Origin of the sequence: Neotamlana nanhaiensis (assembly GCF_000943555.1) — a bacterium.
GTDB lineage: Bacteria > Bacteroidota > Bacteroidia > Flavobacteriales > Flavobacteriaceae > Neotamlana > Neotamlana nanhaiensis.
Window position 1 is genome coordinate 597427 of the sequence record NZ_JTDV01000001.1, and the last position, 17281, is coordinate 614707.

Below are 17281 nucleotides of genomic sequence, written 5' to 3' on the forward strand. Positions count from 1 at the left end.
CGACAGGAAGCTTCAAATGCAAAAAAATAGTTGTAAACACTGGTATTTTCGTTTATAAGACCAGCGGTATAATTCACCCGTTTATCTGATAAAAAACGCCATTTTGCAGACGAAATACACCTACTTTGCCATTAACCGAACGAAAACTGCCATTCAAAGACAAACTTGCTGTTTATTGAGTAAAAATTCTGCACTTTTTTATCCATAAACTGCACATTTGTGATGCACTTAAACGTGTTTTTTTAATGATACCTGTTATATTTGCCAAAAACTTAATTATTACAATGACTGAATTACAACAAATCATAGAAAAAGCATGGGACAACCGTTCGCTTTTACAAGAAGAAACAACTATTAACGCTATTCGTGAAGTTGTAAACCAACTAGATTTAGGACAATTACGCGTTGCCGAACCAACAAACGATGGTTGGCAAGTAAACGAATGGGTGAAAAAAGCGGTAGTTTTATATTTCCCAATTCAAAAAATGGAAACCATTGAATGTGGTCCGTTAGAATTCCATGATAAAATTCCTTTAAAAACAGGTTATAAAGAAAAAGGTATTCGTGTCGTACCACATGCCGTTGCAAGACACGGTGCTTATATTTCTGCAGGAACCATTTTAATGCCTAGTTATGTAAATATTGGTGCTTATGTAGATGAAGGTACTATGGTGGATACTTGGGCAACTGTTGGTAGTTGTGCGCAAATTGGTAAAAACGTACATCTTTCTGGAGGTGTTGGTATTGGTGGTGTTTTAGAGCCATTACAAGCTGCTCCGGTAATTATTGAAGATAATGTTTTTGTTGGTTCACGTTGTATTGTGGTTGAAGGTGTACACGTTGAAAAAGAAGCTGTTTTAGGCGCCAACGTTGTACTTACCATGAGTACTAAAATTATTGATGTTACTGGGGACAAACCTGTTGAAATGAAAGGTCGTGTACCAGCACGTTCTGTTGTAATTCCTGGTAGTTACACTAAAACATTCCCTGCTGGAGAATACCAAGTACCATGTGCTTTAATTATTGGAAAACGTAAAGAAAGTACCGATAAGAAAACCTCTTTAAACGATGCGCTTCGTGATAACGACGTAGCGGTTTAATTGTTTAATACCTTATATGTAAATTCCAAATTCCAAACTATAATCATTGGAATTTGGAATTTTTTATTTGATTTTTAACCCACATGAAGATTTTAATTATACAACAAAAAATGATTGGTGATGTATTAACCACCAGCATTCTTTTTGAAGCTTTACGACTTGAATTTCCACAGGCCCAATTAGATTACTTGATTAACGAACACACCTACCCTGTTGTAGACCAAAATCCGTTTATTGATAATTTTATTTTCTTCACAAAAGCAGAAGAACAGAGTAAACGCGCTTTATTTCGACTTGCGAAAACTATAAAACAAACGCAGTACGATGCGGTTATTGATGTTTATTCTAAATTCTCAAGCAACTTTATTACTGCGCTATCTGGTGCAAAACTTAAAATATCGAAATATAAATGGTACACCTCTTTTATATATTCGCATACTTTCAAGGAATCTAAAATCCCGAAAACCATTGCTGGGTTAGCCATAGAAAATCGTTTAGAGCTGTTAAAACCCATTTTAAACAAAACTCCAGAAATAATTCAGCCTAAAATATATTTAACTTCGGAAGAACTTAAAAACTCAAAACACTATTTAGAACAAAATAACATCAATTTATCACAACCGTTGTATATGATTAGCGTTTTAGGAAGTGGCTTGAACAAAACCTATCCGTTTGATTATATGGCAACTTTAATTGATGATGTTGTCGCTACCACTAACGCGCAAATATTATTTAATTACATTCCTAATCAAATTAAAGACGCACAGGCGATTTATAATTTATGCAAACCCGAAACCCAAAAGCATATAAAATTTGATGTCTTTGGAAAAAGCTTGCGCGAATTTATGGCCATAACAAAACATTGCACTGCTTTAATTGGTAACGAAGGTGGCGCTGTAAATATGGCGAAAGCTTTAAATGTATCGACTTTCACTATTTTTTCACCATGGATTGTTAAAGCTGCGTGGAATATGTTTGAAGATGGAAAACAACATGTTTCCATTCACCTAAACGATGTAAAACCTGAGCTTTACATTGATAAAAAACGAAAAGAAATAAAAGCCAGTTACAGGATTTATTATGAAGCTTTTACGCCAGATTTAATTTCAAATAAGCTAAAAGCTTTTTTAAAAAATTAATCTTTTTTAACAATACCGTAATCTGTCCAAGCTAACTTTTCCTTTTTTGTAGTTGCTCGTATAGCCAAATTTTTATTGATAGACTCTTGGGTTTTATATCCTCTAGGATGATCTAAATGCACACAAATTGCAGAATATCTTATTTGTTTCGATTTTATACCATAGTTAAATAAACGTTCTCCCAGTTCACGATCTTGCCCGCCGTATTGCATACGTTCATCAAAGCCATTAATCGCTAAAATATCTTTTTTCCAACCCGAAGCATTATGCCCATTCCAACTCGGTGTTGTTGGCGTAACCGTATTTAAAAACTTCGCTTTAAAACCTTTAGCTGTTAATTTGTTGTTTTTAAAAGATGATGGCAAACCTAGTTTAGTTAACCAATCAATATCAAAAGGTTTTTGGTTTAAAATATCGTCTTTTTTAATGGCTTCCGAAATCTGCATTGGTAACATAAAATAACCTCCAGACAAAAAGTATCCTGGTGTTTTTTTATCTACATGTACTTGCACAAAATCTTCACGCGCCATACAATCGCCATCGCTCATTAAAATATAATCGGCGTTACATTTTAAAACCGCCTTGTTTAGAATTTGCGATTTTTGAAATCCGTTATCTTCGTGCCATACGTGAATAATGGGGTAATCCACTTCGTTTCTCATGCGCTCAATTAAATCGAACGTTGGTTGTTTAGAACCATCATCTGCAATTACCATTTCAAAGTTTTTAAACGTTTGTTTATGGTAGCTCCACATGACATTTTCAAGCCATTTTTCGGCGTTATAAGTACTTATTATTACTGATATTTCTGTCTTATTCATTTTTATTAATTCCGTAGGGCGTAAAAGTTATATTTTGTTTTTTATTGGTTTGCCTTATCTTTTTATTCAACCGCATTAATGCTTCATCTTTATAAGGTCTGTCGTGGTGCAAATGTACGCAAATAGCGCTATATCTAATTTGAATAAAACGAATACCGTTATTCATCATGCGTTCGCCTACTTCACGATCTAATCCGCCGTATTTCATTTGTTCATTAAATCCGTTTACAGCCAACATATCCTTTTTCCAACAAGATACATTCATCCCATCAAAAGTTGCTTTAGTTGGCGTTACGATATTTAAAAATTTTGCTTTTAACGCACTCGTGGTTAGTTTATTTAATTTGAAGGATTTTGGTTGATTATAGCTAAACAACCAATGCTTATTAAAACATTGCTGTTTTTCAACAACCTCGTTTGTTATTTTTTCTGAAACGTCTTCGGTTAATTTAAAATATCCACCAGAAAGCGCACAATATTCTTTTCTTAATTTTAAATGCGTTTCAACAAAATCGTTTCTTGCAATACAGTCGCCATCGGTAAAAATGAGATAATTCGACGTTGTTTTTACAATGGCTTTGTTTAAAATTTCGGTTTTCCGGAAGCCATCATCTTCATGCCAAACATGAATTATTGGTGTTTTAAGTTTTGAACTAAAGCTTTCAATAACAGCTTTTGTTTCAGTAGAAGAACCATCATCAGCAATTACTATTTCGAAATCTTTTTCGGTTTGCAGCGTATAACTCAGTAGTACTAATTTTAAAAATTCAGGCTTATTATACGTGGTTATTATTACCGATGCTAATGGCTTGTTCATACGGTAAAATTAAGTATTTTTACCGAAAATTAAACGCATTAATGCTTAAACTATCTGGTGTAATTATAACCTATAACGAAGAAAAAAAGATTGAAAAATGCTTACAATCTTTAATAGATGTTGTAGATGAAATTATTGTGATAGACTCACTGTCTACCGATAACACCAAAAGCATTTGCAACAAATACAACGTTACCTTTATTGAACAACCTTTTTTAGGTTACAAAGAACAAAAACAGTTTGGTGTAGATCAAGCGAGTTACGACTATATTGTAGCTTTAGATGCCGATGAATCGCTTTCTGAAACGCTTAAAATGTCTATTTTAAACTTAAAGCACAATTGGGTTTACGATGGCTACGTTGCAAAACGCTTAAATTATTTTTGCGGACAATGGATTAAGCACACTACTTGGTATCCTGATAAAAAATTACGTGTTTTTGATAGAAGAAAAGCAAAATGGGGCGGTATAAATCCGCACGATTCAGTTAAATTACATAGCCCTACAGCCAAAACTGGGTTTTTAAAAGGTGATATTTTACACGAGACTTACCAAAGTTACAGTGAGTTTAACCAACGTGTTGAGAAATTTTCAAGCATTTCGGCCGAATCTAATTTTAAACTGGGTAAAAAAGCACCTATTTATAAAATTATTTTTAACCCGACTTGGGCGTTTATTCAATCTTACTTTTTAAAGTTAGGTTTTTTAGATGGTTTAAACGGATTAATTATATCGGTACAAACCGCCAATATTAGGTTTTTAAAGTACATTAAATTGCGTGAATTAATTAAAGAGGCGAGTTAACGTTTCCAGAACTTAAGCTTCTTTTTTAAACGCTTTTTTCGATAAAATTTTTCTTGAAAAGCTTCAGTTTCTTGCCACATTAAATTAAAAACCTTTTTATAATCTGCCCCAGAACACTTCGCGTATTCGTCACTCATGACCTTAACCATACTTTTATGAATAGTTAATCTTGCAAAGTTTTTTATTCTGGTTTCGAAATCTAAAGATTTAAACTCCATTCGGTTTAAATCAACTAAATAAAACTTATAATTTTCGGCTTCTTTTTTAATTAATGTATTTCCTGGAGAATGATCGAGAAAATGAATTCCTTTTTCGTGTAAATTAAAAGTAAATCGGGTAAAAGCACGTAAAATAGCTTCGTGATTTGGATAGCTTAAGTCTGTTGTTAATTCACGGTAAGTTAACTCGCAATGTAACTGCTCGCTTACATAATAACTCTTTTTAAATAAAAAAGGTGTAGTAAACTCGTAATAGGCAATAGGTTGAGGCGTTCCTATATTTAACTCTACCAACTTATTAGCATACTCAAACGAACGTTGGGCTTTGCTTTTTCTAAAAAACCTATAAACTATTTGATTTATAATATTGGGAATGCGAAACGATTTTACATTAATAACCTTCCCATCTAATTTAAATAGTTTTAAACTATTTCTATCTTGATTTCCAAAGTTCTCACCTGTGGTATCAAAATTCCTGATAATATTATTTAAAACCTCTGTTTCAGATTTAAATTTATTGTTTATTTGTTTAAGCAAAATCTAACTTATATCTATTAAAACTTTTGATTGCAAAATTATAAATTTAAGTTATATATATTTGTTCTTTAGTGTTTGTAAATAATAAATGTCGAAAAAAGTAATTTATATTCTCCACAAAAATGGTGCAAAAGGGCATTATGTAGCTCTCAACCATTTACTAAATGAAAACAGTATTATTTTAAAACACAGGGAATTTTCAGTTTTTAGTTCTCTATTTAAATCTCTTATAAAATTAGATTTTAAACGATTAAATAAACAATTCATTAATATTGCTTTTTTTGTCAATTTAATTTTCAGCAGTAATAAAAAAATTGTTTTAGGCATTGCTCCTTTCGATTATAAGCTAAAGTATCTATTGCTATTTCTTAAAAGCCATAAAATATTTTATCACACCTCTTGGATATGTTGGGATAAAAATTTTCATCCTAAAAACAAAAAAAATAATCTTAAGTGTTTTCAAGTTTGGAAAACATTTTTAGAAGAAAATACCGAACATATTTTTGCTGTAACCTCTAAAACAAAACAAGAGCTTTTAAATAACTACAACTTATCTTCAGATAAAATTAGCATCGTTTACCATTCAAATAAAAACGAATTTTATAAACGCTACAGTTACCAAAGAAAAAAAAATAGCTTTATTTACGTTGGTAGACTTTTACCTCAAAAAGGGGTCGAAGAAATTTTAGAATATTTTAAAAATAATCAAAACGCTACCTTAACAATTATTGGCGATGGTAAGAGTAAAGAATTGGTTTTAAAATATGCAAATAAATGCAAAAACATTAATTATAAGGAACCTATATGTAATACGGATGCTTTAATAAACAATTATAAAAGTCACGAATACTTTATTCTAAACTCAAAAAAAACAAAAACTTGGGAAGAACTTTTTGGAATTGTTTTAATTGAAAGTATGGCTTTAGGGTTAATACCTATTGCAACCAACCACTCTGGGCCTTCTGAAATCATTTCCAACAAAAATGGCTTTTTATTTGATGAAAATGAATTAATAGAAACTTTAGACCATATTATGAAGCAATCTTTTAATATTGAAATGTCTGAAACCAATATTATTGAAGCGAAAAAATATACTTTACAAAACATTTCTAAAAGATGGAGTACTATCCTAAAATAGATGTAAGCTGTATTATTATAAACTACAACACCGCAAAATATACATTTGAAGCGGTGAAATCAATTATAGATAACAATACCGCCATAGACTTAACTTTTGAAATAATTGTTATTGATAATAATTCGGAAAAAAATGATTTTGAGCACCTTGAAAGTCAAATAAACATATTAAATTCTGATTGTGTTAAACTAATTAGAAGCAATTTTAACCATGGTTTTGGTGGCGGAAATATGTTAGGAGTTCATTATGCGAGTAATTCTCGTTATTATGCTTTTATTAATAATGACACGTTACAAGTCACAAAAAATTGTTTGAAACTTTTAAGAGATTTTATGCTAAACACCCCAAATGCAGGCATATGCTCTCCTCAAATGTTAGATGAAAACAAGAATTTTAGAGTAACCATAGATCACTTTGCTTCATTACCAAGAGAAATTTTAAAAAGAGCTATTCTAGAAAAGCTATTTCCTTCAAAATACCTAAATAGAAAAACTACATACAAATCACCGCAAAAAGTGAATTATGTTCAAGGCTCTTTTATGTTTATCGATGCTTTATCTTTTAACAAAATTGGAGGTTTTGACACAAACTTATTTCTATATTATGAAGAATCAGATTTAAGTTTAAGGCTATTAAAAAATTTAAATAAAGATACCTATTTAATACCTGATGCCGAATATATTCATTACAAAAGTAAAAGCATACAGCGTAATATAAATATAAAAATAGAGCAAAAAATAGCACTACTTTACTATATCGAAAAGCATCATGGTTGGTTTGCAAAAAAAATTCTAAACACACACTTTGTTATACGATATTTTTTCTCATCACTTATAAAACCTAAATATTGGAAATTATGGCTTGTTCTTTTAGCAGGTGCTCCACTTTCATTATCCCTTAAACAAAAACAAAAAATTAATCCCTTATAATCATGCAAACCGAAATTAATAACGCTCTTAAAGTTGTAAAAGAAGGCGGCATTATACTTTATCCAACAGATACCGTTTGGGGTATTGGTTGCGATGCTACGAACCCAGAAGCTGTAAAAAAAATTTACGGCTTAAAGCAACGTGAAGATAGCAAAGCCTTAATTTGCTTGGTTGCAGACGACCGCATGCTAAAAAATCACGTTTCGCAAATACCAAAAGCAGCGCAAGACATAATTGAAGTATCCGAAAAACCTACCACTATAATTTACGACAAAGCCAAAAATTTAGCTTCAAATTTAATCGCAGAAGACGGCAGTATTGCCATTCGCATTCCCGATGATGATTTTTGCTATTGGCTTACTCGAAGACTTAACGGCGCACTCGTTTCTACATCGGCAAATATTAGTGGGCAACCCACACCAAAATCGTTTAAAGAAATAAGCCCAGATATTTTAAATGGCGTTGATTATGTTGTAAATTTGCACCGCGAAAAAATTTGCGATAAACCATCGTCTATTATTAAAATTAGTAACAACGGTGTGTTTAAAATTATTCGAGAATAACTCCCAAATTATCAAATCCCAAAATCCAAAAAAACGAGTTGGAATTTGGTGCTTGAAATTTGATTATTATGAATTATAAAGAAGCCCTTAAGCATAACATTTTCAACATAATTTCTAAATCAGCTTCAGAGTTGGAGTTAGAAAGCTACGTTATTGGTGGCTTTGCACGCGACTACATTTTACAACGTGGTAATGCCAAAGACATCGATGTGGTTGCCATTGGTAGCGGTATAGCATTAGCAAAACAAGTTGCTAAAAACCTACCAACAAAACCAAAAGTTCAGGTTTTTAAAACCTATGGCACAGCCATGTTGCGTTACGACAATATTGAAGTTGAATTTGTTGGTGCCAGAAAAGAATCGTACACCGAAAACAGTAGAAACCCATCCGTTGAAAATGGCTCCCTTCAAGATGACCAAAACCGTCGCGATTTTACCATAAACGCTTTGGCTTTAAGTTTAAACGAAACTAATTTTGGTGAACTACTCGATCCGTTTGGTGGTATTTCAGATTTAGAACAAAAAATAATCCGTACACCACTCGATCCCGATGTTACTTATAGCGACGATCCACTTCGTATGATGCGCGCCATTCGTTTTGCAACACAATTAAACTTTAAAATTGAAAACGAATCGCTAAAAGCCATTACTCGTAATAATAGCCGTATTAAAATTATAACCAACGAGCGCATTGTTACCGAGCTTAACAAAATTCTGGAAAGTGAAAAACCATCAATTGGCTTTCTGTTACTCGAAAAAACAGGTCTTTTAAAATATATTTTGCCAGAACTTACCGCTTTAAAAGGTATTGATGAAGTTGAAGGCCAACGCCATAAAGACAATTTTTATCACACCCTTGAAGTAGTTGATAATATTGCCATACACACCAATAATTTATGGCTACGTTGGGCGGCTTTGTTACACGATATTGGTAAAGCACCTACCAAAAAATTCAGTAAAAAAGTGGGTTGGACCTTTCACGGACATGAATTTGAAGGTTCAAAAATGGTGTATAGACTTTTTAAACGCTTAAAAATGCCTTTAAATGACAAAATGAAGTTTGTACAAAAAATGGTATTTATGAGTTCGCGCCCCATTGTGTTGGCTAACGACGAAGTAACCGATTCTGCGGTGCGCCGATTGGTATTTGATGCAGGTGATTATGTTGATGATTTAATGACGCTTTGTGAAGCCGACATTACCACTAAAAATCCGAAGAAGTTTAAACGCTATCATAACAACTTTAAAATAGTTCGTGAAAAAATTGTTGAAGTTGAAGAACGCGATCATATTCGTAATTTTCAACCGCCAATTTCTGGTGAAGAAATTATGGAAACCTTCAATTTAAAACCGTGCCGCCAAATTGGGGTGATTAAAGAAGCCATTAAAGAAGCTATTCTTGAAGGCGACATACCTAACGAGCGTGATGCGGCTTATGATTTAATGTTGAAAAAAGGCGAAAAGTTAGGATTAAAACCAACGGTTTAGGTATGATAAAGGTAGTTCGTACAAATTCCAGCAATTCAGATTTTATAAAGCTTGTAAAACAACTTGACAACTATTTATCTGTTGTAGATGGTGATGAACATGATTTTTACAATCAATTCAATAAAATTGATGCTTTAAACCATTGCGTTATTGCTTATAAAGAGAATAAACCTGTTGGCTGTGGTGCTTTTAAACCATTTGATAACAATACCGTGGAGATAAAACGAATGTTTACTTTACCCGAAACCAGAAATAGCGGCATTGCTTCAATTATTTTAAAAACGCTTGAAGATTGGGCTACAGAACAAAACTATAACGCCGCTATCCTCGAAACTGGCAAAAGACAAACAGAAGCAGTAAACTTTTATACTAAAAACAATTATTACACTATTCCTAACTACGGGCAGTATATTGGAGTGGATAATAGCATTTGTTTTAAAAAAGATTTCGCTAAAAAAGAAAACTAGAAACAAAAATATAAACTCGTGGTTAAAGAAAAGGACAACAAAAAAGTAGTTTACTGGTTATTTACAGGGTGTTTACTCATTTTTATTATGGTAATTGTGGGCGGCATTACCCGTTTAACACATTCTGGATTATCCATTTCTAACTACAAACTTATTTCGGGCACCATACCTCCAATGAATAACACCGAATGGCAAGAAGCGTTCGATTTATACAAGCAATATCCCGAATATCAAAAACTGAACAACCACTTTAACCTTCAAGATTTTAAAGATATTTATTTCTGGGAATGGTTGCACCGCGTAATTGGTCGTTTTATTGGTTTAGTGTTTTTTCTGCCTTTTGTTTACTTTTTAAGTACCAAACAACTTAGTAAACCGACTATTAAAAAAGCCATTGTATTACTATGTATGGGTGCTTTTCAAGGCTTTTTGGGCTGGTATATGGTAAAAAGCGGACTTGTAGACAACCCTGATGTGAGTCATTTTAGGCTCGCCGCACATTTAACCACCGCCTTTTTAACCTTTGCTTACACGTTTTGGGTAGCGCTCGATTTAATATATCCTAATAAAAAAGAAATCGATATTCCGTTTAGAAACTTTGTACGTTTCACCTTAATAATTATTGTATTACAAATTATTTATGGTGCCTTTGTGGCAGGTTTAGATGCTGGTTTTATTCACAACCACTGGCCTATGATGAGCGATGGCAAATTTATGCACGAAACCGTTTATATTGAACAATCACCTGTTATAAAAAACTTTTTTGAAGGAAAAAGCGGCGTTCAATTTGTGCACCGTTGTTTAGCTTATGTTGTGGTTGGTTTCATAATTACACTATTTTTAAAATCGAGAAAACTAACGCTTACTTTAATTCAAAACCGCGCTGTAAATAGCCTTTTAGTCATTGTATTTTTTCAATTTTTACTAGGTGTGTTAACCATAATGTTACAGGTTCCTGTTTGGTTAGGTGTTGCACATCAAATAGGTGCATTTTTCTTATTAACCGCCATAACTTTTACACTGCACAGGTTTACAAAATAACATAAAAGTACTACCTTTGTAGCCTAATTTTTTACGCATGATTTACAGGTTTAGAGTTATACTGGACAATGATACTACCGATGAAGATGTTTTTCGCGATTTAGAAATTCGCGAAACCGATTCGCTTGAAGAATTACACAACATCATCACCCAATCTTTTGGTTTTGACGGTACCGAAATGGCTTCGTTTTACATTAGTAATGATGCGTGGGAACAAGGTGAAGAAATTTCTCTTTTCGATTTAAGCGATGATGGTTCTGCACGTTTAATGAATGAAACATCTTTAGATAGCGTAGTACACGAAGCGCAAACTAAACTCATTTATGTGTACGATTTTTTAAGTATGTGGACGTTTTACGTTGAATTGGCTGAAATTGTTGATGAATCTGAAGGCCACGACTACCCTAACCTAATGTTTGTGCAAGGGCAAGTGCCAGATAATGCTCCAGACCGCCAATTTGAAGCCGATTTAGATGATGACTTTAACGACGAGTTTGAAGACGGTCTTGATGTAGATGATTACGATTCGTTAGACTTTGATGAGCATTGGAACTAGTTGAAGCTACTTCAGTTTATCTAAACTCACATTTTCGTAATTTCTGGTTAAAAACTCCAACGAATATTTTAATATTTCGCCCATGCCCTTGCAATTTTTAAAATTGATATCTTGGGTATAATCAAATATTTTATTGGTGAGTAATTTTATGTTTTCGTCGGTCGAAATTTTATCGGCCTCCATACAAGTTAGCAACTCACCTATACGGCTGTGATAACTTTTAAGACGTTTTACTAAAATAGAACGTTCCTCTGTTTTATATTGTCCAATAGATAGTTTTTGCATGCTTCCAGAAACCAATTCAACCATTTTTAAATTCTCTTTAAAAAATTGCGGACGATAAATATTAAATTTTCCTTCGTAAGACTGCTGGTCAAAATCAATTGCTCTAATTTTATAAACCACATGATCAAAATCGTGCGTTGGTACAATCACGTAATTATACGAACGCATATCACCTAAAAGTCGTATCATACAACGCTCGTTAAACTTTACAAACTCTTTAGCAATCTGGGATTTTTCAGATTTATCACATTTATCTAAATGATTTTTAATAAACTCATCTCCCGGAATTCCAGCAATATGTTCTTCAATTAAGGTATTATTATACACCAAAAAATTCAAATTATAGGGCGATAGCATATGCTCTAATTCCAATCCATAAACTCGCGATGCATCGGCCGTTTTCACATAAAAATAAGTGTAATTATCGTTTAAAATATTTCGCACCTTTATGCGGAATGGTTTGGAGTTACCAAATGTGCAATAATCAATAGCATCAACACTTAAAAAAGGTATGGTGTCTTCATTTCCATCAGAATGTAAAATAGTGTAAACCTTTTTTAACGATAAATCAATTTCTTCACGTTCAAATTCATTATAATAAACGCGAATCCATAACGTGTCATTATCATCTTTATCATAAACCACGATCGAGCCTTGAAAACGCAACAAATCATCATAAAAAATCGGAATTTTTATATTCCGATTGTATTCGGTTAAATAATTATTCAACTGCGATGTTATAGGAAACGACGGTTTTCTTTTCGAAATTTTTAAATCTTGCATAACGTAAAGTTATTTATTTTTTTGGAATGCTTTTAAATTTTCGTGTAACAAAAATTAAAGGCCGTCGTCTTACTTTAAACTAACCTTTATCAATTTATTTTGGTAAACAAACCTTAATAGTTTGGAATCAATTCTTACAATTAACAACCTTACAAAAAAATTTGGCAGTTTAATCGCCGTAAACAACCTATCGTTTACCATAAAAAAAGGTAATGTTTATGGTATTTTAGGCCCTAACGGAAGTGGAAAATCGACAACTTTAGGCATTGTTTTAAATGTTGTAAATAAAACCGAAGGCAATTTTAGTTGGTTTGATGGTAATACCTCAACCCATGATGCCTTAAAAAAAGTTGGCGCCATAATTGAACGCCCAAACTTTTACCCATATATGACTGCCGAACAAAACCTAAAATTAGTTTGTAAAATTAAAGGTGTTGATTATGGCAAAATAACCGAAAAGCTCGAAATTGTTGGGCTTTTAGAGCGCAAAGACAGTAAATTTAAAACCTATTCGCTAGGCATGAAACAACGCTTAGCCATTGCTTCTGCCCTTTTAAACGATCCGGAAATTTTAATTTTAGACGAACCTACAAATGGTTTAGATCCGCAGGGCATTCATCAAATTAGAGAAATTATTAAACAAATTGCAGCTCAAGGCACTACCATTTTATTGGCTTCGCATTTACTTGATGAAGTTGAAAAAGTGTGCTCGCACGTTGTGGTACTTCGTAAAGGTGTAAAACTTTATTCGGGACGTGTAGATGAAATGATTTCCAGTCATGGATTTTTCGAATTAAAATGTAATAATCAAGAGGCTTTAGTTGAAGTTTTAGAAAGCAGCAACATGTTTGGTAACATAAAAGTAACTGGCGACTTAGTTACAGCATTTTTAAATGAACCGATGAAGTCGGACGATTTTAACAAATTCCTATTCGATAAAGGTATCGTTCTTACCCATTTGGTACAACGCAAAGAAAGCCTTGAAGAACAATTTTTAAAACTAACCGACAATCAAAAAAACTAACCGCATTATGTTTCGACTTTTAAATTTAGAATTACAAAAGTTATTATTAAACCGCACCAGTAAAATATTAATTTTTGTATCGTTTATATTGCCATTTTTCGTCATACTATTATCATCACTAAAAATTAATGTATTTGGTTTTTTCACTCTTGAACTTGGCGAATTAGGCGTATTTAATTTTCCTATAATTTGGCATTTAACCACCTTTTTTGCCTCACAATTTAAGTTCTTTTTCGCCATTGTTGTAGTTAGTATGATTGGTAACGAGTATAGTAATAAAACCCTAAAACAAAACCTTATTGATGGTTTAAGTAAAAAGGAATTTATTCTATCAAAATTTTACACCATTGTATTCTTTTCGTTAGTTTCAACGGTTTTAATTGCACTCATTTCGCTATGTATTGGTTTGTATTATTCTAGTTATAACGAATTTTCAATTATCGTACAGCAAACCAACTTTTTACTAGCATATTTTATTAAGTTAGTTGGCTTTTTTAGCTTATGTCTATTTTTTGGTATGCTAGTAAAACGATCAGCATTTGCACTAGCCTTTTTGTTTATTCTTTATATTTTAGAGTGGATTATTTTTGGTTTAATTACTTGGCAATCCGATCATCATTTTGCTGAAAAAATTCAGAACTTTTTCCCTTTAAAAGCCATGTATAAACTTATCGATCAACCGTTTCAACGTATAGCAATGAGTAAATTTCCAGAAAAAAGCGAGTTGGTTTACGATTATGCTGTACATGGGTATGAAATGGTTATAGTTTTAGGCTGGACGGCGTTATTTGTCTTTTTATCTTATAGATTACTAAAACAACGAGATTTATAATATCTTTGGTAGCAATCGCTATTTAAAAGATGAAAAAACTATTCTTATTCCTTTTTCTAATTAATATAATTTATGGGTACGCTCAAAACGAAGCAGCCAACTGGTATTTTGGTGAAAATGCTGGTATTAACTTTAATACAACAACAGGAAACGTAACACCGGTAACTGGCGGAAATTTAAATACCCGAGAAGGCTGTACATCAATATCAGATGAAAATGGTAATTTATTATTTTATACCGATGGCTCGATTGTGTACAACAGTGATCATAATGTTATGGATAATGGCACAGGGCTAGTTGGAGACGAGTCTAGTACGCAATCGGCCATTATTGTTCCTAAACCACAAGACCCAAACATTTATTACATCTTTACGGTTGATGACCAAGTAACTCAAAATAGCCCCGTAAATTTAGGCTTAAATTACTCTGAAGTCGACATGACTTTAGATGGTGGCAAAGGCGCTATTACCGTTAAAAATGTTAATCTAGTTCCTGAATGCTCCGAAAAAGTAACGGCTGTTTTAAAAGATTGTATTAACGATACCTTTTGGGTAGTTACCTTTGCCGATGAAAGCGGTGTGGGATCTACCTTTAACACCTTTTTTGCTTTTGAAGTTAACACAACAGGCGTAAATTTAACACCCGTAAAATCCACCTTTAGCTCTCTAAGTATTTACGAAGGTCGCGGTTACCTAAAATTATCGCCCGACGGAACTAAAATGGCTTGTGCCAATGTGGACTACGGTATTTATTTATACGATTTTGATGCAGATACAGGTATTGTTAGCAATCAAATACTAATTAAAAACTCATCAGGAAATTATCAACCGTATGGGCTAGAGTTTTCACCAAATAGCAAACTACTATACATTAATTATTCCAACGATTATTTTGGTGTAGGTAACGACGATGCATCGAGACATAATGCTATTTTAGCGCAATACAATTTAAACGAAATCGATATACCAAATTCTGAAGTTATAATTGATAATCGTCAACTTTACAGGGGCGGTTTACAACTTGGGCCTAACGGAAAAATTTACCGAGCGTTAAGTATTACCTATGAAAATGGAGCATCCTACCTAGGTGCTATCGAAAATCCCAATATTATAGGTACTGGTTGTAATTACAATCATCACGCAGTAAATATTTCTCCCATGCGTTCTACCCAAGGATTACCACCGTTTATTTCATCCTTTTTTAATACGCAAATTGATATTATAAAGAACGGAGAAGATTCAATTAACCTAGCCCTGTGCGATGGCGACAATTATACATTAACTTCCGAAATTATTCCAGGAGCAACCTATATCTGGAAAAAAGACAACATTATTATTTCTGAAACCGATTACGATTTACTTGTAAGTGAAGGGGGGAAATACGAAGTTTATATAGAACCTAATAATGGTGATTGTGCGCTCGAAGGTTCTGCTTTTGTATCGTATAATCCCAACCCAACGGCAATTAACCATACCCTTTTACAATGTGATGAAGATGGCGTAACCGATGGTTTAACTACCTTTAACCTAACGCAAGCCTTTAATACATTAGTTGATAACGAAACAAATAGAAGCGCCAAATATTATAGTGATATTTCTAGGACTACGGAAGTAAATCCAGATAGCTTTAACAACTCAACAAACCCTCAAACTATTTATGTTGAAGTTATTAATGATGACACAGGCTGCTTAAGTGTTGCCGAATTAACTTTAACTGTAAGTTTAACTAACGCAAATAATGTGGCTTTACCCGCAGCTTGTGATGATGATGGTATAGAAGATGGAATTTATTTATTCGATTTAAGTAACGCTGATAACTTAGTTATTAATGGTCATCCGCAAGATTTAACAATAAGTTATTACGAGAATTATGATGATGCTCTTTTAGAGCAAACCCCTTTAGACACCAACTATTACAACACAACTCCATATTCTCAAACTATTTATGCCCGAACCGAAAACGCAAACAATTGCTACGGTATTAGCGAAGTATTACTAACCGTTAATAAATTACCAGAAATTAACACAGAATATATAACTAATTATTGCGTTAATTTTTATCCTGAAACCATCACGCTTAATGCTGGTATTTTAGAAGGCATTCCAAGCGATTACACTTATAGTTGGTCCAATGGAGAAAACACTTATGAGATTGAAATAAATGAACCTGGGAACTATAATGTTACAGTTACAAACAGTTATGGCTGCTCTAAAGAGAGAAACATTGTTGTTAATTCTTCAAACGTAGCACAAATAAATACGATTAACATTATTGATGCAACACAAAACAATACCATTACCGTTTTGGCGTCGGGCGATGGTGAATACGAATATAGCTTACTAGATGAAGAAAATAATATCGTTTTTCCTTACCAAACCAGTAATATTTTCGAGAATATTTCTCCTGGTATTTACTCCGTTTATGTTCAGGATACCAAAAACGATTGTGGCGAAGTAAGCGAGCTTATTTCTGTAATTGGTTTTCCTAAATATTTTACACCAAATGGAGATGGCGTAAACGATACTTGGCAAGTTTCAGGGGTATCTAGTATGTTTCAACCTAATAGTAAAATTTTAATTTTCGACAGGTACGGTAAACTTTTAAAAGAGTTAAGTCCAACAGAAACTGGCTGGAACGGTACATTTAAAGGAAAAAAACTTCCAAGCGACGATTACTGGTTCTCTGTTAAACTTCAAGATGGTCGTATCTTTAAAAATCATTTTTCACTTAAACTTTAAAGT

General features: G+C 32.9%; 17 protein-coding genes. 13 read left to right on the forward strand and 4 right to left on the reverse strand.

The window, feature by feature from the left end; translation table 11 throughout:
- Positions 1 to 284: 284 nt before the first annotated feature.
- Positions 285 to 1100 (forward strand): 2,3,4,5-tetrahydropyridine-2,6-dicarboxylate N-succinyltransferase, encoded by an 816-nt coding sequence (locus PK35_RS02450; protein WP_044625233.1) that lies wholly within the window; start codon positions 285 to 287, stop codon positions 1098 to 1100.
- Positions 1101 to 1183: 83 nt separating this feature from the next.
- Entirely contained in the window at positions 1184 to 2239 is a 1056-nt protein-coding gene (locus tag PK35_RS02455; RefSeq protein WP_044625039.1) for a glycosyltransferase family 9 protein, read from the forward strand.
- Here PK35_RS02455 and PK35_RS02460 read toward each other — a convergent pair.
- Both PK35_RS02460 and PK35_RS02465 read right to left on the reverse strand, forming a co-directional pair.
- Entirely contained in the window at positions 2236 to 3060 is an 825-nt protein-coding gene (locus PK35_RS02460; RefSeq protein ID WP_044625040.1) for a glycosyltransferase family 2 protein, read from the reverse strand. The genes PK35_RS02455 and PK35_RS02460 overlap by 4 nt on opposite strands.
- Positions 3053 to 3877 carry a glycosyltransferase family 2 protein gene (locus PK35_RS02465; RefSeq protein WP_044625041.1) on the reverse strand — a complete coding sequence of 275 codons (825 nt, stop codon included), beginning with the start codon at positions 3875 to 3877 and terminating at the stop codon, positions 3053 to 3055. Before PK35_RS02465 ends, PK35_RS02460 begins: the two co-directional genes overlap by 8 nt.
- A gap of 41 nt (positions 3878 to 3918) precedes the next feature.
- On the opposite strand from PK35_RS02465, the gene PK35_RS02470 reads away from it, so the two are divergent.
- Positions 3919 to 4680 (forward strand): glycosyltransferase family 2 protein, encoded by a 762-nt coding sequence (locus PK35_RS02470; RefSeq protein WP_044625234.1) that lies wholly within the window; start codon positions 3919 to 3921, stop codon positions 4678 to 4680.
- Here PK35_RS02470 and PK35_RS02475 read toward each other — a convergent pair.
- On the reverse strand, positions 4677 to 5435 hold the full coding sequence (locus PK35_RS02475; protein ID WP_044625042.1) for a lipopolysaccharide kinase InaA family protein: 759 nt from the start codon (positions 5433 to 5435) through the stop codon (positions 4677 to 4679). The genes PK35_RS02470 and PK35_RS02475 overlap by 4 nt on opposite strands.
- A gap of 358 nt (positions 5436 to 5793) precedes the next feature.
- Between PK35_RS02475 and PK35_RS17330 the strand changes: the two genes are divergently transcribed.
- From PK35_RS17330 to PK35_RS02505, 7 genes are all read left to right on the forward strand, one after another.
- A complete protein-coding gene (locus tag PK35_RS17330) occupies positions 5794 to 6573 on the forward strand; it encodes a glycosyltransferase (RefSeq protein WP_157841051.1) in 780 nt (259 codons plus the stop codon).
- The gene (locus PK35_RS02480) at positions 6552 to 7502 is read left to right on the forward strand and encodes a glycosyltransferase family 2 protein (RefSeq protein WP_044625043.1); all 951 of its coding nucleotides are present in this window, start codon (positions 6552 to 6554) and stop codon (positions 7500 to 7502) included. The genes PK35_RS17330 and PK35_RS02480 overlap by 22 nt, the downstream gene beginning before the upstream one ends.
- A gap of 2 nt (positions 7503 to 7504) precedes the next feature.
- Positions 7505 to 8065, forward strand: a complete 561-nt coding sequence (locus tag PK35_RS02485) for an L-threonylcarbamoyladenylate synthase (RefSeq protein ID WP_044625044.1) — start codon at positions 7505 to 7507, stop codon at positions 8063 to 8065.
- 68 nt (positions 8066 to 8133) lie between these two features.
- Complete coding sequence (locus PK35_RS02490) at positions 8134 to 9552, forward strand: CCA tRNA nucleotidyltransferase (RefSeq protein WP_044625045.1); 1419 nt, start codon at positions 8134 to 8136, stop codon at positions 9550 to 9552.
- Positions 9553 to 9554: 2 nt separating this feature from the next.
- Positions 9555 to 10019 carry a GNAT family N-acetyltransferase gene (locus tag PK35_RS02495; protein WP_044625046.1) on the forward strand — a complete coding sequence of 155 codons (465 nt, stop codon included), beginning with the start codon at positions 9555 to 9557 and terminating at the stop codon, positions 10017 to 10019.
- 87 nt (positions 10020 to 10106) lie between these two features.
- Positions 10107 to 11060 (forward strand): COX15/CtaA family protein, encoded by a 954-nt coding sequence (locus tag PK35_RS02500; RefSeq protein ID WP_238320876.1) that lies wholly within the window; start codon positions 10107 to 10109, stop codon positions 11058 to 11060.
- A gap of 37 nt (positions 11061 to 11097) precedes the next feature.
- Positions 11098 to 11616: an IS1096 element passenger TnpR family protein gene (locus PK35_RS02505; protein ID WP_044625048.1), complete on the forward strand. Its 519-nt coding sequence runs from the start codon at positions 11098 to 11100 to the stop codon at positions 11614 to 11616.
- Positions 11617 to 11622: 6 nt separating this feature from the next.
- Here PK35_RS02505 and PK35_RS02510 read toward each other — a convergent pair whose 3' ends face one another.
- Positions 11623 to 12684, reverse strand: coding sequence for a hypothetical protein (locus PK35_RS02510; RefSeq protein ID WP_044625049.1), 1062 nt, complete (start codon positions 12682 to 12684; stop codon positions 11623 to 11625).
- Between the two features lie 121 nt (positions 12685 to 12805).
- On the opposite strand from PK35_RS02510, the gene PK35_RS02515 reads away from it, so the two are divergent.
- The 3 genes from PK35_RS02515 to PK35_RS02525 are packed head-to-tail and all read left to right on the forward strand — an operon-like array spanning position 12806 to position 17278.
- A complete protein-coding gene (locus tag PK35_RS02515; protein WP_044625050.1) occupies positions 12806 to 13708 on the forward strand; it encodes an ABC transporter ATP-binding protein in 903 nt (300 codons plus the stop codon).
- 7 nt (positions 13709 to 13715) lie between these two features.
- Positions 13716 to 14540 (forward strand): ABC transporter permease, encoded by an 825-nt coding sequence (locus tag PK35_RS02520; RefSeq protein ID WP_044625051.1) that lies wholly within the window; start codon positions 13716 to 13718, stop codon positions 14538 to 14540.
- 29 nt (positions 14541 to 14569) lie between these two features.
- Positions 14570 to 17278: a T9SS type B sorting domain-containing protein gene (locus PK35_RS02525; RefSeq protein WP_044625052.1), complete on the forward strand. Its 2709-nt coding sequence runs from the start codon at positions 14570 to 14572 to the stop codon at positions 17276 to 17278.
- The last annotated feature ends 3 nt before the right edge of the window (positions 17279 to 17281 follow it).

Excerpts from the sequence above, each read along its gene's own strand:
- PK35_RS02450 (WP_044625233.1), top strand. The coding sequence starts at position 285 with ATGACTGAATTACAACAAATCATAGAAAAAGCATGGGACAACCGTTCG.
- PK35_RS02455 (WP_044625039.1), top strand. The coding sequence starts at position 1,184 with ATGAAGATTTTAATTATACAACAAAAAATGATTGGTGATGTATTAACC.
- PK35_RS02460 (WP_044625040.1), bottom strand. The coding sequence starts at position 3,060 with ATGAATAAGACAGAAATATCAGTAATAATAAGTACTTATAACGCCGAA.
- PK35_RS02465 (WP_044625041.1), bottom strand. The coding sequence starts at position 3,877 with ATGAACAAGCCATTAGCATCGGTAATAATAACCACGTATAATAAGCCT.
- PK35_RS02470 (WP_044625234.1), top strand. The coding sequence starts at position 3,919 with ATGCTTAAACTATCTGGTGTAATTATAACCTATAACGAAGAAAAAAAG.
- PK35_RS02480 (WP_044625043.1), top strand. The coding sequence starts at position 6,552 with ATGGAGTACTATCCTAAAATAGATGTAAGCTGTATTATTATAAACTAC.
- PK35_RS02485 (WP_044625044.1), top strand. The coding sequence starts at position 7,505 with ATGCAAACCGAAATTAATAACGCTCTTAAAGTTGTAAAAGAAGGCGGC.
- PK35_RS02490 (WP_044625045.1), top strand. The coding sequence starts at position 8,134 with ATGAATTATAAAGAAGCCCTTAAGCATAACATTTTCAACATAATTTCT.
- PK35_RS02495 (WP_044625046.1), top strand. The coding sequence starts at position 9,555 with ATGATAAAGGTAGTTCGTACAAATTCCAGCAATTCAGATTTTATAAAG.
- PK35_RS02500 (WP_238320876.1), top strand. The coding sequence starts at position 10,107 with ATGGTAATTGTGGGCGGCATTACCCGTTTAACACATTCTGGATTATCC.
- PK35_RS02505 (WP_044625048.1), top strand. The coding sequence starts at position 11,098 with ATGATTTACAGGTTTAGAGTTATACTGGACAATGATACTACCGATGAA.
- PK35_RS02510 (WP_044625049.1), bottom strand. The coding sequence starts at position 12,684 with ATGCAAGATTTAAAAATTTCGAAAAGAAAACCGTCGTTTCCTATAACA.
- PK35_RS02520 (WP_044625051.1), top strand. The coding sequence starts at position 13,716 with ATGTTTCGACTTTTAAATTTAGAATTACAAAAGTTATTATTAAACCGC.
- PK35_RS02525 (WP_044625052.1), top strand. The coding sequence starts at position 14,570 with ATGAAAAAACTATTCTTATTCCTTTTTCTAATTAATATAATTTATGGG.